Source organism: Umezawaea beigongshangensis (genome assembly GCF_016464305.1).
Taxonomy (GTDB): domain Bacteria; phylum Actinomycetota; class Actinomycetes; order Mycobacteriales; family Pseudonocardiaceae; genus Umezawaea_A; species Umezawaea_A beigongshangensis.
The window spans coordinates 96,233-111,047 of the sequence record NZ_JAEIOJ010000015.1 but is presented as its reverse complement, the minus strand read 5'-3'; the positions used below and the strand labels follow the sequence as shown (position 1 = coordinate 111,047).

General features: G+C 71.6%; 15 protein-coding genes. 9 read left to right on the top strand and 6 right to left on the bottom strand.

What is annotated here, in order from left to right; all coding sequences use genetic code 11:
• The first annotated feature begins 159 nt into the window (after positions 1-159).
• From IMZ35_RS27180 to IMZ35_RS27160, 5 genes are all read left to right on the top strand, one after another.
• Entirely contained in the window at positions 160-1,161 is a 1,002-nt protein-coding gene (locus IMZ35_RS27180) for an ABC transporter permease (RefSeq protein ID WP_199444038.1), read from the top strand.
• The gene (locus tag IMZ35_RS27175; protein WP_199444037.1) at positions 1,161-2,084 is read left to right on the top strand and encodes an ABC transporter permease; all 924 of its coding nucleotides are present in this window, start codon (positions 1,161-1,163) and stop codon (positions 2,082-2,084) included. Before IMZ35_RS27180 ends, IMZ35_RS27175 begins: the two co-directional genes overlap by 1 nt.
• Before the next feature lie 6 nt (positions 2,085-2,090).
• Positions 2,091-3,092: an ABC transporter ATP-binding protein gene (locus IMZ35_RS27170; protein ID WP_199444036.1), complete on the top strand. Its 1,002-nt coding sequence runs from the start codon at positions 2,091-2,093 to the stop codon at positions 3,090-3,092.
• On the top strand, positions 3,089-4,234 hold the full coding sequence (locus IMZ35_RS27165; RefSeq protein ID WP_307868862.1) for an ABC transporter ATP-binding protein: 1,146 nt from the start codon (positions 3,089-3,091) through the stop codon (positions 4,232-4,234). Before IMZ35_RS27170 ends, IMZ35_RS27165 begins: the two co-directional genes overlap by 4 nt.
• Positions 4,235-4,559: 325 nt before the next feature.
• Positions 4,560-5,180 (top strand): TetR/AcrR family transcriptional regulator, encoded by a 621-nt coding sequence (locus IMZ35_RS27160; protein WP_199444035.1) that lies wholly within the window; start codon positions 4,560-4,562, stop codon positions 5,178-5,180.
• Positions 5,181-5,260: 80 nt separating this feature from the next.
• Here the strand turns inward: IMZ35_RS27160 and leuA are convergent, their stop codons facing one another.
• Positions 5,261-7,054: a 2-isopropylmalate synthase gene (gene leuA, locus IMZ35_RS27155; RefSeq protein WP_199444034.1), complete on the bottom strand. Its 1,794-nt coding sequence runs from the start codon at positions 7,052-7,054 to the stop codon at positions 5,261-5,263.
• Between the two features lie 234 nt (positions 7,055-7,288).
• Here leuA and IMZ35_RS27150 point away from each other — a divergent pair, with 234 nt between their 5' ends.
• Together IMZ35_RS27150 and IMZ35_RS27145 are read left to right on the top strand one after the other, a co-directional pair.
• The gene (locus IMZ35_RS27150; protein ID WP_199444033.1) at positions 7,289-7,582 is read left to right on the top strand and encodes a hypothetical protein; all 294 of its coding nucleotides are present in this window, start codon (positions 7,289-7,291) and stop codon (positions 7,580-7,582) included.
• Positions 7,583-7,703: 121 nt separating this feature from the next.
• Positions 7,704-7,940 (top strand): hypothetical protein, encoded by a 237-nt coding sequence (locus IMZ35_RS27145; protein ID WP_199444032.1) that lies wholly within the window; start codon positions 7,704-7,706, stop codon positions 7,938-7,940.
• Between the two features lie 25 nt (positions 7,941-7,965).
• Here the strand turns inward: IMZ35_RS27145 and IMZ35_RS27140 are convergent, their stop codons facing one another.
• From IMZ35_RS27140 to IMZ35_RS27125, 4 genes are all read right to left on the bottom strand, one after another.
• On the bottom strand, positions 7,966-8,514 hold the full coding sequence (locus IMZ35_RS27140) for a PIN domain-containing protein (RefSeq protein ID WP_199444031.1): 549 nt from the start codon (positions 8,512-8,514) through the stop codon (positions 7,966-7,968).
• A 37-nt stretch (positions 8,515-8,551) separates the two neighbouring features.
• Positions 8,552-9,034, bottom strand: coding sequence for a helix-turn-helix domain-containing protein (locus tag IMZ35_RS27135; RefSeq protein ID WP_199444030.1), 483 nt, complete (start codon positions 9,032-9,034; stop codon positions 8,552-8,554).
• 93 nt (positions 9,035-9,127) lie between these two features.
• Complete coding sequence (locus IMZ35_RS27130; protein WP_307868858.1) at positions 9,128-9,703, bottom strand: nitroreductase family protein; 576 nt, start codon at positions 9,701-9,703, stop codon at positions 9,128-9,130.
• 8 nt (positions 9,704-9,711) lie between these two features.
• The gene (locus IMZ35_RS27125) at positions 9,712-10,938 is read right to left on the bottom strand and encodes a putative hexosyltransferase (RefSeq protein WP_307868856.1); all 1,227 of its coding nucleotides are present in this window, start codon (positions 10,936-10,938) and stop codon (positions 9,712-9,714) included.
• Positions 10,939-11,087: 149 nt separating this feature from the next.
• On the opposite strand from IMZ35_RS27125, the gene IMZ35_RS27120 reads away from it, so the two are divergent.
• Complete coding sequence (locus IMZ35_RS27120; RefSeq protein WP_199444029.1) at positions 11,088-12,353, top strand: aspartate kinase; 1,266 nt, start codon at positions 11,088-11,090, stop codon at positions 12,351-12,353.
• Positions 12,350-13,414, top strand: coding sequence for an aspartate-semialdehyde dehydrogenase (locus tag IMZ35_RS27115; protein WP_199444028.1), 1,065 nt, complete (start codon positions 12,350-12,352; stop codon positions 13,412-13,414). The genes IMZ35_RS27120 and IMZ35_RS27115 overlap by 4 nt, the downstream gene beginning before the upstream one ends.
• Positions 13,415-13,624: 210 nt before the next feature.
• Here the strand turns inward: IMZ35_RS27115 and IMZ35_RS27110 are convergent, their stop codons facing one another.
• The gene (locus IMZ35_RS27110) at positions 13,625-14,707 is read right to left on the bottom strand and encodes a peptidoglycan recognition protein family protein (protein ID WP_199444027.1); all 1,083 of its coding nucleotides are present in this window, start codon (positions 14,705-14,707) and stop codon (positions 13,625-13,627) included.
• Positions 14,708-14,815 lie beyond the last annotated feature (108 nt).

Genomic DNA, 14,815 nt, shown 5'->3' with positions numbered 1-14,815 from the left:
GGTGTCGCCCACGTTGACCCGGTGGGTCGAGTTCACCAGGTAGTGCGCGGTGAGCCCCTGCAGCATCGCGGCGGCGGGGGGGGGGGGGGGCCCCCCCCCCGGGGGGGCCCCCCCCCCCCCCCCCCCCCACCACTCGTGCTGTCCCGAGGACTTCCCACCATGCTGCGATTCATCGTCCGACGCCTGCTGCAGGCGATTCCCACACTGCTGATCCTGTCCGTCCTGGTCTTCGCCTGGCTGCGCTCGCTGCCCGGTGGCCCGGCGGGCGCGCTGCTGGGGGACAAGGCCACGCCGGAGAAGATCGAGGCCCTGAACAAGGTGCTCGGTCTCGACCAGCCGCTGTACCTCCAGTACTTCAAGTTCCTGGGCCGCGTGCTCACCGGTGACTTCGGCAACTCGCTGATCTCCGGCGAGTCCGTGCTCACCGAGATCGGTCGTGCGCTGCCCGCCACGATCGAGCTGTCCATCACCGCCCTGTTCTTCGCCGTGGCGCTCGGCATCCCGCTCGGCTACCTGGCCGCCAGCAACAAGGGCCGCTTCCTGGACAACTTCACCGTCATCGGCACCCTCGTCGGTGTGGCCGTGCCGGTGTTCTTCCTCGGCATCCTGCTGAAGATCGTGTTCGCGCAGAACCTCGGCTGGTTCGCCCCGTCGAGTCGTCAGAGCGCCGACATCGACGCCACCAGGGTCACCGGCTTCGCGACGCTGGACGGCCTGCTGACCGGCGAGTTCGACGCGACCCTCGACGCGCTGTGGCACCTGGTGCTGCCCGCCGTCGCGCTCGCGACGATCCCGCTCGCGATCATCGTGCGCATCACCCGCGCGTCCGTGCTCGACGTCCTCAACGAGGACTTCGTGCGCACCGCGAACGCCAAGGGCCTGACCGGCCAGGTCGTGCGGCGCAGGCACGTGCTGCGCAACGCGCTGCTCCCGGTGTCCACGACCATCGGCCTCCAGACCGGCCTGCTGCTCGGCGGCGCCGTGCTCACCGAGAAGGTGTTCGTCTGGGGCGGGATCGGCTCCCTGCTGGCCCAGGGCATCGAAAGACGCGACTACCCCAGACTCCAGGCGCTGATCCTGCTCGGCGCGGCCGTGTACGTGCTCGTCAACCTGCTGGTCGACATCTCGTACGCGCTCATCGACCCGAGGGTGCGTGCGTGATGGCCACTCTGCTGAACCGCAAGAAGAAGGTCGACGACCTCGCCGAGACCGCGGGCACCAGCCTCGCGGCGGACGCGTTCCGGCGGATGTCGCGCAGCCCCGTCGCCATCGTCGGAGCCGTGCTCGTGGCCGCCTTCGTGCTGCTGGCGATCTTCGCGCCGTTCCTCGCGCCGAAGGACCCGTTCGTCCGCTACCCCGAGCTGGTCGAGAACCTGCGCGCCGGGTTCGTCCCCGGTCCGCAGCCCGGCTTCCTGCTCGGCAGCGACGAACTGGGCCGCGACTTCTTCAGCCGCCTGCTCGTGGCGTCGCAGCAGTCGCTCGTCGTCGGTGTCGGAGCCACGATCGTGGGCCTGGTCATCGGCATGACGATCGGCGTCGCCGCCGGCGCGTTCGGCGGCTGGGTCGACACGGCGCTGATGCGCTTCACCGACATCCTGCTGTCCGTGCCGAGCCTGCTGCTCGCGATCTCCATCGCGGCCCTGTTCAGCCGCGGCAGCCAGACGACGGTCATCATCGCGGTCGCCATCGTCAGCGTGCCGATCTTCGCCCGCCTGCTGCGCGGCGCGATGCTCGCGCAGCGGCACAGCGACCACGTCCTCGCGGCGACGGCGCTCGGCGTGAAGCGGAGCACCATCGTGTTCCGGCACATGCTGCCGAACTCGCTGGGCCCGGTCATCGTCCAGGCCACGCTGACGCTCGCGACGTCGATCATCGACGCCGCCGCGCTGTCGTTCCTCGGCCTGGGCGACCCCGACCCGAACCGGGCCGAGTGGGGGCTCATGCTGAGCAAGTCGCAGACCTACTTCGACGTGAAGCCGGAGCTGGCGTTCTACCCGGCCGCCGCGATCATCGTCGTGGCGCTGGGCTTCACGCTGCTCGGCGAGTCGCTGCGCGAGTCCCTCGATCCGAAGAACAGGCGGTGAGCTGACATGGCACTGCTCGAAGTACGCGATCTCACCGTGACGTTCCAGCGCAAGGGCTCCGCGCCCTTCAACGCCGTGGACGGCGTGAGCTTCGACGTCGACCCAGGTCAGACCGTCGGCCTGGTCGGCGAGTCCGGCTGCGGCAAGTCCGTGACGTCGCTGGCGATCATGGGCCTGCTGCCCAAGCGCGGGAACAGGGTCGGCGGCACGGTGTCCTACGAGGGCACCGACCTGCTGACGCTGTCCGACCGGCAGATGCGGGACCGTCGCGGGCGCGACCTCGGCATGGTCTTCCAGGACCCGCTGTCGTCGCTGAACCCGGTCATCCCCATCGGCATCCAGGTCACCGAGGTCCTGGAGCGGCACCGCGGCATGGCCCGCAAGAAGGCGATGGTCGAGGCGGCCGGGCTGCTGGACAAGGTCGGCATCCCCGACCCGACCCGGCGGCTGACCGAGTACCCGCACCAGCTCTCCGGCGGCATGCGCCAGCGCGCGCTGATCGCCATCGCCCTGGCCGTCCAGCCGCGACTGCTCATCGCCGACGAGCCCACCACGGCGCTCGACGTGACGATCCAGGCGCAGATCCTGGCGCTGCTCAAGGAGCTGGTCACCGACTCCGGCACGGCGCTGATCATGATCACGCATGACCTGGGCGTGGTCGCCGGGCTGTGCGACGAGGTCAACGTGCTCTACGCCGGTCGCGTGGTGGAGAAGGCCGAGCGGCACGAGCTGTTCGCCCAGCCGCGCCACCCGTACACGCACGGCCTGCTCGCGTCGATCCCGCGGCTGGACGGCGCCAGGGGCGAGCGGCTGAACCCGATCCGCGGTTCGGTGTCGGACAACATCCCGTGGGACACCGGGTGCGCGTTCGCACCGCGCTGCCCGAACGCGCTGGAGGTGTGCACGCAGGTGACTCCCCCCCAGGAGGACATCGGCGGCGGGCGCCTGCTGCGCTGCCACAACCCGGTGCGGCCCGGCACCCCGGCGGTCGAGGAGGTGTCGGTGTGACCACGGCGCAGGAGGTCTCCGCTGACGCGGTGGAGACGGCGGACGACGTGCTGGTGTCCGTGCAGGACGTCAAGGTGCACTTCCCGATCAAGCGGGGCGTGGTGGTGGACCGGACGGTCGGTCACGTCTACGCGGTCGACGGGGTGGACCTGGAGATCAGGCGCGGCGAGACCTACGGCCTCGTGGGCGAGTCGGGCTGCGGCAAGTCCACGCTGGGGCGCGGGATGCTGCGGCTGGTCGAGCCCACCGGCGGCCGGGTCGTCTTCGACGGCACCGACCTGTCGGAGCTCAAGGGCGAGAAGCTGCGCACGATGCGCCGCCGCATCCAGATGATCTTCCAGGACCCGCTGTCCTCGCTGGACCCGCGGCAGTCCGTGGAGTCCATCCTGGTGGAGGGGCTGCGCGCGCACGGTCTGGACAAGGGCAAGGAGTCCACGGCCAAGCGGCTGCGGGAGCTCCTGGCCGCGGTGGGCCTGCCGGTGTCCGCGCTGCGCAAGTACCCGCACGAGTTCTCCGGCGGGCAGCGGCAGCGCATCGGCATCGCGCGGGCGCTGGCCGTGGAGCCGGACCTGATCGTCGCCGACGAGCCGGTGTCCGCGCTGGACGTGTCGGTGCAGGCGCAGGTCGTGAACCTCCTGGAGGACCTCCAGGCGCAGTTCGGCCTCACCTACCTGGTGATCGCGCACGACCTCGCCGTGGTGCGGCACATCTCCGACCGGGTGGGCGTGATGTACCTGGGCGGGATCGTGGAGGAGGCGACCTCGGACGACCTCTACGCCGAGCCGCTGCACCCGTACACGCGGGCCCTGCTGTCCGCGATCCCGGTGCCGGACCCGGAGGTGGAGGACCGCCGCGAGCAGATCCTGCTCGCCGGTGACCTGCCCTCCCCGGCGAACCCGCCGACCGGCTGCCGGTTCCACACCCGGTGCCCGTGGAAGCAGGAGACGAAGTGCGACACCGATCGCCCGGCGCTGCGCGAGATCGAGCCCGGTCACAAGGTGGCGTGCCACTGGGCGGAGCAGATCCGCACCGGTGAGATCCAGCCGCACGCCGTGAAGGCCGTCCTGGTCGAGGAGGACGAGGTGTCCCCGGACACCCCCCTGATCGGCCCGCAGTCGGTGACGGAGGTCCTGAACCCGTGACGAGCGGGGCGGGTGGGCCACCCCACCCGCCCCACCACGAGTTGAGCGTTCAGGCACCACGAGTTGAGCGTTCGAGCACCACGAGTTGAGCGTTCGGGACGCGGCCCGAGAAGCCACGAGGCGATCCGCGGGCGAGGCGTCCCCCGGAACCGGAGCCGGGTGCCCGAACGCGGCACCCGGCCCCCGCCGCGACGGCCGCCGCGAACGCCCCTGCCGGGTCGTCGCCCACCGACCGGTGGGCCGCGTCGTCGGTCGCGCCGCCGCGGTTCGAGCAGGTCCACCGCACTCCCGTCCGATCGCACGAACGGTCGTGCTACCGACCCGGATGGCAACCGCGTCGACGGCCGTTACGGTGGGGGTCGTGACGGACGGGCGGATCGAACGCGGCGAGCAGACGCGTCGCCTCATCCTGCGGAGGGCGACGGAGATCGCGTCCGTGGACGGGTTGGAGGGGCTGTCGATCGGCCGGCTCGCCACGGAACTGGACATCAGCAAGAGCGGCCTGTTCGCCCACTTCGGCTCGAAGGAGGAGCTGCAACTGGCCACGGTCCGCGCGGCGCGGGCGATCTTCGTGGAGGAGGTCGTGCGCCCGGCGCTGGTGGTGCCGCCCGGCGCGGAACGGCTGTGGCTGCTGTGCGAGGGCTGGCTGAGCTACTCGCGGCGGCGCGTCTTCCCCGGCGGCTGCTTCTTCCAGGCGGTGCAGGCCGAGTTCGGCTCCCGGCCGGGCCGGGTGCGCGACGCGGTGGCCGATGCTGGCATCGACTGGGGCGCGCTGCTGGAGGTGACGGCCGCCGAGGCGGGCGTGCAGGACCCCGCGCAGCTCACGTTCGAGGTCGTCGCGTTCCTGGAGGCCGCGAACACCGCCTCCGTCCTGCACGACGACCACGCCGCCTACGACCGGGCGCGCGCCGCCCTGCGCGCCCGCGTGCCCGCCGTCCGGCGCTGACCTCCTCGGTCCGGTTCGCCGGGCAGGCGCGGTTCGGCGAGCGCGGCCGGGTCCGGGGTGGACCCGGCCGCGCGTCGTCGTCAGCGGTGGGCGCGGTTGACGGCCGACACCACGGCGCGCAGCGAGGCCGCGACGGTGCTGCTGTCGATGCCCACGCCCCACAGGACGCGGCCGGCGACCGCGCACTCCAGGTAGGACGCGGCGCGGGCGTCGTCGCCGGAGGACAGCGCGTGCTCGGCGTAGTCCAGGACCCGCACGTCGTAGCCCACGGTCGCGAGCGCGTCGACGAACGCCGCGATCGGGCCGTTGCCGGTGCCGGTGATCTCGTGCTCGTCACCGTCCACGACGGCCACGGCGACGATCTCCTCGCGACCGGTGCCGTCGCTGGACAGCCGGTGCCGCAGCAGCTTCACCGGCGCGGCCGGGTCGAGGTACTCGCCGGAGAACGCGTCCCACATGTCCTTGGGGCCGATCTCGCCGCCGTGCGTGTCGGTGACCTCCTGGATCACCCGCGAGAACTCGACCTGGAGCCGGCGCGGCAGGTCCAGGTGGTGCTCGTTCTTCATCAGGTACGCCACGCCGCCCTTGCCGGACTGCGAGTTGACCCGGATGACGGCCTCGTAGTTGCGGCCGACGTCCTTCGGGTCGATCGGCAGGTAGGGGACCGCCCACGGGAACTCGTCCACGTGCCGCCCGGCCTCCTTGGCCTCCTCCTCCAGGACCTCGAAGCCCTTCTTGATCGCGTCCTGGTGGCTGCCGGAGAAGGCCGTGAAGACCAGGTCACCGCCGTAGGGGTGCCGCTCGGGCACGGGCAGCTGGTTGCAGTACTCGACCGTGCGGCGGATCTCGTCGATGTCGGAGAAGTCGATCTGCGGGTCGACGCCCTGGCTGAACAGGTTCATGCCCAGCGTCACCAGGCACACGTTGCCGGTGCGCTCGCCGTTGCCGAACAGGCAGCCCTCGATGCGGTCGGCCCCGGCCAGGTAGCCCAGCTCGGCCGCCGCCACGCCCGTGCCCCGGTCGTTGTGCGGGTGCAGGCTCAGCACGATCGAGTCGCGGCGGGCCAGGTTCCGGCTCATCCACTCGATCGAGTCTGCGTAGACGTTCGGCGTGGCCATCTCGACCGTCGCGGGCAGGTTGATGATCGCGGGCTTCTCCGGCGTGGGCTGCCAGATCTCGGTGACGGCGTCGCACACCTCCAGGGCGAACGACAGCTCGGTACCGGTGTAGGACTCGGGGGAGTACTCGAACCGGAAGTCGGTCTCCGGCTGGCGGGCCGCCAGCTCCACGGTCAGCGCCGCCGCGTCCGTGGCGATCTTCTTGATCCCCTCGCGGTCCTGCTTGAACACGACCTTGCGCTGGAGGATCGAGGTGGAGTTGTAGATGTGCACGATCGCGCGCGGGGCGCCGCGCAGGCACTCGAAGGTGCGCTCGATCAGCTCGGCGCGGCACTGCGTCAGCACCTGGATCGTGACGTCGTCGGGGATCGCCCCGTCCTCGACGATCTCGCGCACGAAGTCGTAGTCGGTCTGGCTCGCGGCCGGGAAGCCGACCTCGATCTCCTTGAAGCCCATCCGCACCAGCAGGTCGAACATCTTGCGCTTGCGGGCGGGCGACATGGGGTCGATCAGGGCCTGGTTGCCGTCGCGCAGGTCCACCGCGCACCACAGCGGGGCCTTGTCGATCTGCTTGCCGGGCCACGTGCGGTCGGGCACGTCGACGCGCTCGACCTGCTCGTGGAAGGGGCGGTAGCGGTGGAACGGCATGGAGCTGCCGCGCTGGGTGTTCCAGGCGGGCTGGTCCGCCGGGGCGGGGCGTGCGGGGGGCCGAATGCGGCTGGAACCGGAGGTGTAGGCGTCCGGGCTGGTCGTCATGGCGTCGATTCTCCTGCTGGCCGGTCTGTCACTGTCAGGACGACCGGCGGCAACGCTCGATTCCCGCGACGGGGGGCCGGTCTGGTCAGACCCCGTCACGGCAGCGAAGCAGGAGGCCGCGTGGCACGGGCTCAGGGTAGCCGCACTGCACGTCGGGACCGCAAGCGCTCGTCCACATGGTGGAACTTCACCCGATCGAGTTTGTTGATCTTGACACGGTGCAACTCATCCGCCATGACCACTCTGAGGCGTACCCGCGGCCGTGGTACGGCCGCGCGGGTGATTTCCGGTGTTGGCGCGGTGTTCGCGGTGATCGAGGTCATCTACATCCTCATGATCATCCTGGGGGCGAACCAGTCCAACGCGTTCTTCGGCTTCATCCGGTCGCTGGCCGAGCCCCTCGCGCTGTTCTTCCCCGGACTCTTCGGCACGGGCAACCACAACCTCGACGTCATCGTCAACTACGGCCTCGCCGCCGTCTTCTGGCTGGTGCTGACGGGCTTCCTGGCGCGTCTGGTGTCCCGCTAGGCCCTCTGGCTACTCACGGGTAAGTCGTGGGAGACTCGGCCACGTGGCGGAATCTCGCACGAGCGGTTCGGTTCGCAGTCGGCTCGTCGGTGTGGTGGCCGGCGTGCTCGGCTGGATCGGCTTGACCTTCGCAGTGGTCCTGGTGCTGCACGTCCTGCTCACGGTGGGCGGCGCGAACCCGGACAACGGGATCACCAGGACCGCCGCGGAGTTCGCCCAGCCCCTCGCGCTCGGCTTCAAGGACCTGTTCACCCCCGAGGACCCGAAGTTGAACGTCCTCGTCAACCACGGCATCGCGGCCCTGTTCTGGCTGGTCGCCCGCAGCCTGGTGCTCCGCCTGATCCGCCGTCCGGGCTGAGGACGCCTCGCGGGCGAGTGATCTCTCAGCGGCACGAGCGGGCGATCTCTTCCACGAACCGGGGAACGGTCTTCGTGAACCGGGCCAGGAACTGCTCGGTCGTCGTGGGCGGCCTGCGCAGCCCGGCGATCAGAGCCCGCAGGCAGCGCACCGTCTGCTCCGGGTAGAGGTCGAACTGGTCGAGCAGGAACTCGTCGGGGGTCTTCACCCCGATGTCGTACGGGTCGCACGCGCTGGCCGGGAAGTGGCGGGTGTTGGCGGTGACGACGATCTCGGCACCGGCCCGCACTGCCGCGGCGAGCACGTGACGATCACCGGGGTCGTTCGTCATGGCACCGGTGAGAGCTTCGTAGTCGGTGACCAGGGCGTCCGGGAACTCGGTGCGCATCACCGTCGTCCGGTGACGCGCCCGGTCCGGTCGCACGCCGACCTCGGGCAGGTTGCGCTCGACCTCCTCCAGCACCTGCTCCGACCACAGGGGTCGGTAGGTCTCGGCCTCCGCCAATCGCAGCAGCAGGTCCGTCAGGTGGATCGGAACCAGGACGTTGGCGTCCAAGAAGGCGGGGAAGGCCACGTGATCATTCTGTCACCACCCGTGACGGAAAGTGACATCACCGGGTCTCGACGAAACCGGTGCCGACGTCGTACAGACCGTCCTCGTCGGCCTGTCGCGTCATCTCCTCCAGCGCTCGCCGTCGACGTGCGCGAGCTCGCTGCCGGTACGTCACGAGGTCGGCCAGGGTGATCCGGCGGTGACGGCCGGGCTGCTGGTAGGGGATCTCTCCGTCTTCCAGGAGCTTCACCAGGGTGGGACGGGAGATGCCCAGCATGTCGGCGGCCTGCTGGGTGGTCAGCATGGTGTCGTGCGGTGCGATCGTGATCGCCTTGCCCTTGAGCAGTGCGTCGACGACCTCGCGCAGCGCGCGGTAGACCTCGTCGGGCAGGTCGGTCGTGGTGCCGTCGGGGCCGACCAGCGCGGCCTTCTGCTCCTGCGGAAGCCGGTCCAGCAGGTGGGCCAGAGCGGACCGGAGCGGTGTGCCGGGGCCGGGCGGTAGCAGCGTGCGCTCTTCCAGTCCTGGAGCGGCCGTGGGCATCTGCCCTCCTCGGGGACGTGGCGGTGTGTCCTGCGTCCAGCGTAACGAAAAATTCGAAACCCGCGCGGAAGCTCATCCGTACGCGCTGGTCGGTCACTCCACGCCGGGCGCGGTGACGCCCCACGTGCCCGCGTAGACCAGGTCCCGCAGCGGGCGCCGGGTGCGGGGCCTGGCGTCCTTCGCCAGCAGGTCCTCCGGCAGGCCCTCCCCGGAACCGTGCACGCCCACCGCGACCACCACGACCGGGCGGACGTCGGCGGGCAGCGCGAACTCCGCGTGCAGGGCCCCGTGGTCGAACCCGCCCATCTGGTGCGCGATCAGGCCCAGGTCCACGGCCTGGAGCACCAGGTTCTGCACGGCCAGTCCCAGTCCGTACTCGGTGTTGGGGATCTCGCCGCGCTCGTCGGTCGTCACGACCGCGCCCACCAGCAGCAGCGACGCCGCACCGGCCCACGTCCGGTTGCCGCGGCGCAGCGTCTCGAAGATCCGCCGGTGCGTGTCGTCGCCGCGCCGGCCCAGCAGGAAGCGCGCGGGCTGGGTGTTGCCGTGCGACGGCGCCCAGCGCGCCGCCTCCAGCAGCGTCCTGACCTGCTCGTCGGAGACCTCGGCCGCCGGGTCGAACGCGCGGGGGCTCCAGCGCCCGGCGATCAGGGGGTGCACGTCGCTCACGGGACTCCTCAGATCGCGTAGGGCCAGGCGGTGATCGTGTACGCGCCGAACCACGCGCTGAACAGCGCGAGCCCGGCGAGCAGCCACACCGCGGTGCCGGTTCTGCGCCTGGCCAGCGCGAACGCCACCGGCAGCAGCAGCGTGAACGCGGGCAGCAGCAGCCTGGCCTTGGAGTTCATCAGCCCGTTCGACCCCAGGTCCATCACCAGCACGCCCAGGGCGAACACCGTCAGCGGCCACTCCACCCGCTGCCGCACGCCGACGACGAGCAGGGCGAGGGCGACGCCGAGCACCCACACCGTCGTCAGCTCCATGACCGAGCGCGGGTCGCCGAGGATCGACAGGGCGAACCGCCAGGTGGCCGCGCCGCCGTCGAAGCGCGAGTTCCAGCCCTGCGACTGCACGGCGAACCAGCCGTCGAGCCGCCCGGTGCGCAGCGCCACGTACCCGAGGTAGCCGAGCAGGCCCAGCGGGGCGAGCACCGCTCCGGCCCACGGCCGCCACCCGTCGCGCCGCCGCACGACCGCGACCAGCGCGGCGAGCCCCACGGCGAGGATCAGCGCCGCCGCCGTGGGGCGCACCAGCCCGGCTCCGAGGCAGCACAGCCCGGCCAGGACCCAGCGCCGCTCGACCACCCCCACCAGCGCCCACGCGGCGAGCGCGCAGAACGTGGCCTCGGAGTAGGTCATGGAGAGCACGACCGCCATCGGCGAGGCGGCGAAGAGGGCCACCAGGAGGAGCCCGGTGCGGGGCGAGCCGCCGCGCACGCTCCGGCCGAGCCGGGCGAGCCCGTAGGCGCAGAACACGCCGCTGACGATCGTCACGGCGAACGCGGCGCCGATCAGGTCCACCCACGGCAGCCCGGCTACCCAGCGCACGAGCGCCGGGTAGCCGGGGAAGAACGCCAGCGGCGTCTCCGGCCTGCGCGAGCCGAACCCGTCGTACAGCCACGGCCACGTGCCGCCGTAGCCGCCGTCGGCGATGCCCAGGAACCACTGTCCGTCCCAGAGGGTGAGAACCCGTGTGACGGGCTTGTCCCACCTGGCGGACATCAGCTGGAGCACCAGCAGACCCAGTTCGCGCAGCGCGAGGTAGATCAGGGCGGGCGCCAGCAGGCACGTCAGGCGGTGCGTCGCCAGACGCGAGGCGCTGTCCCGCAAGGAGTCCCGCGTGGACGCCCGCACGGGTTCTCCGTCGGGGTCCGCCGCAGCTCCCCGGACCTCGGTAGCCGTCACCACTCCTCCACCGTCCGCAGCCGCTCGCCGGGACGAGGGTAGTGCCCGTCACGAGTCGCGGCTGCCCGGAGTCGGTGGCGGTAGGGTGCTCCCCGACGTGGGACAACGCTGTCCGCAGCAGGTTTCGCAGGGCGTGAGGAGGCTGATCAGTGGCGCTCGTCGTCCAGAAGTACGGCGGTTCCTCGGTCGAGAGTGCCGAGCGGATCAAACGGGTGGCCGAGCGCGTGGTCGCGACCCGCAAGGCGGGCAACGACGTCGTCGTCGCCGTGTCGGCGATGGGCGACTCCACCGACGAGCTGCTGGACCTGGCCCACCAGGTGGCGCCCGTGCCCCCGGTGCGCGAACTCGACATGCTGCTCACCGCCGGTGAGCGCATCTCGATGTCGCTGCTCGCCATGGCGATCCACTCGCTCGGCGCGCAGGCCCGCTCCTACACCGGCTCGCAGGCCGGGGTCATCACGACGTCCGCGCACGGCAAGGCGCGCATCGTCGACGTGACGCCGGGCCGGATCTCCGACGCCCTGGCCAAGGGCGCCATCGCGATCGTGGCCGGGTTCCAGGGCGTCAGCCAGGACAGCAAGGAGATCACGACGCTGGGCCGCGGCGGTTCGGACACCACGGCCGTCGCGCTCGCCGCCGCCCTGAAGGCCGACGTCTGCGAGATCTACACCGATGTGGACGGCGTGTTCACCGCCGACCCGCGCATCGTGCCCAACGCCAGGCGCCTCGACCGCATCACCTACGAGGAGATGCTGGAGATGGCGGCCTGCGGCGCGAAGGTGCTGATGCTGCGCTGCGTCGAGTACGCGCGCCGCTACGACGTGCCAGTGCACGTCCGCTCCTCGTTCAGCAACAAGCCAGGGACCATCGTGTCCGGCTCAGTGGAGGACCTTCCCGTGGAACAGGCGATGATCACCGGCGTCGCGCACGACCGGTCCGAGGCCAAGATCACCGTCACCGCCGTGCCCGACCACCCCGGCATCGCGGCCCGGATCTTCCGGGTCGTGGCCGAGGCCGAGCTCGACATCGACATGGTGGTGCAGAACGTCTCGCAGGCCGTGAACGGCCGCACCGACATCACGTTCACCCTGCCGAAGGACGACGGCCCGCGCGCCGTCGCCGTGCTGGAGAAGTCGCGCGACGAGATCGGCTTCGAGCAGGTCGTCTACGACGAGCACGTCGGCAAGGTGTCGCTGATCGGCGCGGGGATGCGCTCGCACCCCGGCGTGACGGCGACGTTCTGCGAGGCCCTGGCCTCGGCCGGCGTCAACATCGAGATCATCTCCACCTCGGAGATCCGCATCTCGGTCATCTGCCGCGACACCCAGCTCGACGACGCCGTGCGCGCGCTGCACGACGCCTTCGACCTCGGTGGCGACGAGGCGGCCGTGGTCTACGCGGGGAGCGGGCGATGAGCGGCCCCGTGCTCGCGCTCGTGGGCGCGACCGGTGCCGTCGGCACCGTCATGATCGACATCATCGGCGACCGCCCGTCCGTCCCGTGGGGCGAGATCCGGCTGATCGCGTCCGCGCGCTCGGCGGGCAAGAAGATCACCGTGCGCGGCGAGGAGCTGACGGTCGTCGAGCTGACGCCCGAGGCGTTCGACGGCGTGGACGTCGCCATGTTCGACGTGCCCGACGAGGTGTCCGCGGAGTGGGCGCCGATCGCGGTGGAGCGCGGCGCGGTCGCGGTCGACAACTCCGGCGCGTTCCGCATGGACGACGACGTCCCCCTGGTCGTCCCCGAGGTCAACGCCGACAAGATCGCCGAGCGGCCGAGGGGGATCATCGCGAACCCCAACTGCACGACGCTGTCGATGATGGCCGCGCTCGGCGCACTGCACCGCGAGTTCGAGCTGAAGGAGCTGGTCGTCGCCTCCTACCAGGCGGCGTCCGGCGGCGGTCAGGCCGCGATCGACCGGCTCCAGGCCGAGATCGAGGCCGTCGCGGGCAAGCGGGTCGGCGTGCGCGCCGGTGACGTGCGGGAGGTGCTGGACGCCGCCGGGCTGCCGGTGTCGGACTCGCCGTTCCCCGCGCCGCTCGCGCTGAACGTGGTGCCGTGGGCCGGGTCGCTCAAGGACGACGGGTGGACCAGCGAGGAGCTGAAGGTCCGCAACGAGTCCCGCAAGATCCTCGGCATCCCGGACCTGAAGGTCTCCGCGACCTGCGTCCGGGTCCCGGTCGTGACGACGCACTCCCTCGCGGTGCACGCCGTGTTCGCCCGCGAGGTCACGGTCGCCGCGGCGCACGAGCTGTTCTCCGCGCAGCCGACGATCGTGCTCCAGGACGACCCGGAGAAGCGGGAGTTCCCGACCCCGGCCGACGTCGTGGGCGGCGACCCGACCTACGTGGGCCGGGTGCGCCAGGCGCTGGACTTCCCGAACACGCTGGACTTCTTCGTGTGCGGTGACAACCTGCGCAAGGGCGCCGCCCTCAACACCTACGAGATCGCCGAGGCCCTCGCGGCCCGCTCGTAGCCCCCGGCAGGACCAGCGGGGCCCGTTCCGCTCCGGCGGGACGGGCCCCGCGCCGTCGGCCGCCGCGCGTGTTCGAGTGCCGGCGCACCGTCGACGAGGAGACCGGGGACGAGATCGCCGCCGCCTCCGGCAGGTGGTCCGACCGCTCCCCACCACGAGCCGACCGGCCCGGTGCGCCTCCCGCGCGCCGGGCCGGTCCTCGTCCGGGAGTCAGCGCAGCCGGGCCGCCACACGACGGCGGACGTCGGCGAGCACCGGGTAGAACGCGTTGCCGGGGCACTCGGTGGCCATCCAGTCGCGGTGCCCGGAGATCGCGTCCACGGTCGCGGTCGCGCCGCTGAGCGGGTTCACGTAGTCGACCTTCGACAGCGGGTCGATCCGGCACACCTTCGCCAGCACCGCGAGCACGTCGACCAGCGAACGGGAGGCCGCCGCGGTCGGACCCGCGTCGGTGAGGTCGCCGAGCAGCGCCACGCCCACGTTGCCGGCGTTGTAGCCGCCGACGTGCGCCGCGTTGGACATCCGGAGGTCGCGGTCGAACACCGGCAGTCCGTCGTCACCGGAGTAGCGGCCCTCGTAGACGCGCCCGGCCGGGTCGATCAGCAGGTGGTAGCCGATGTCGCCGAAGTCCTGCGTGATCGTGTGGGTGTAGTAGATCGCGCGCATCGCCGCGATCGGGTCGTCGCCGAGGTCGGTGACGGTGTGGTGCACGGTCAGCGTCTGCACCGGGAAGAACGCGGTGGGGTAGCGCTCCGCGCCGGTCTCGTCGAAGCGCAGCGACTCGTCGGCGCCCCACGCGGCACGGCTGAGGTACTTCGCGCCGACGCCGTGGCCCGCGATGGTGGCGCTGTCGGCCTCGGCGGCCCGCGTGCCGATCACCTCACCGCCGACGGTGTCGATGCGGGTCGCCGTGCCGCCCTCCGGCAGCTCCACCTCCAGCTCGTCGGCGTCGGCCACCCGCACCAGCACGTCCGCCCGGCCGCGCTCCTCGCCCGCGGGGCAGCCCCGCAGGTCGCGCCACGGACCCCAGTCGCCACCGGCGGCGCGGAGGCGGGCCCGCCGCGGCACGTCACCGGCGGAGCGCACGCTCACGTAGTCGGTGTTCGCGGCGGACACCACGGACGAGCCGGGGGCCACGTCGGCGGAGGCTCCGGTGATCCGGCGGGTCTGCGGGGCGGCGGGCGCCGCGGGGCCACCGGCCGCGCTGGAGATCCGGGGACCGGCCACGGCCGCCGCCGCGACTCCGGCCGCACCCGCCGCGGCACCGACGAACAACGATCGACGAGAAATCACGCGTCCACTCTCCTCATCCCCCGACTGCACCGGAAATCACCCGGTAGTGCGACGCAGGCTGCCAACGCGCCCGGCGGGGAGTCAAAACGTCCTCCCGTTCGCACCCGG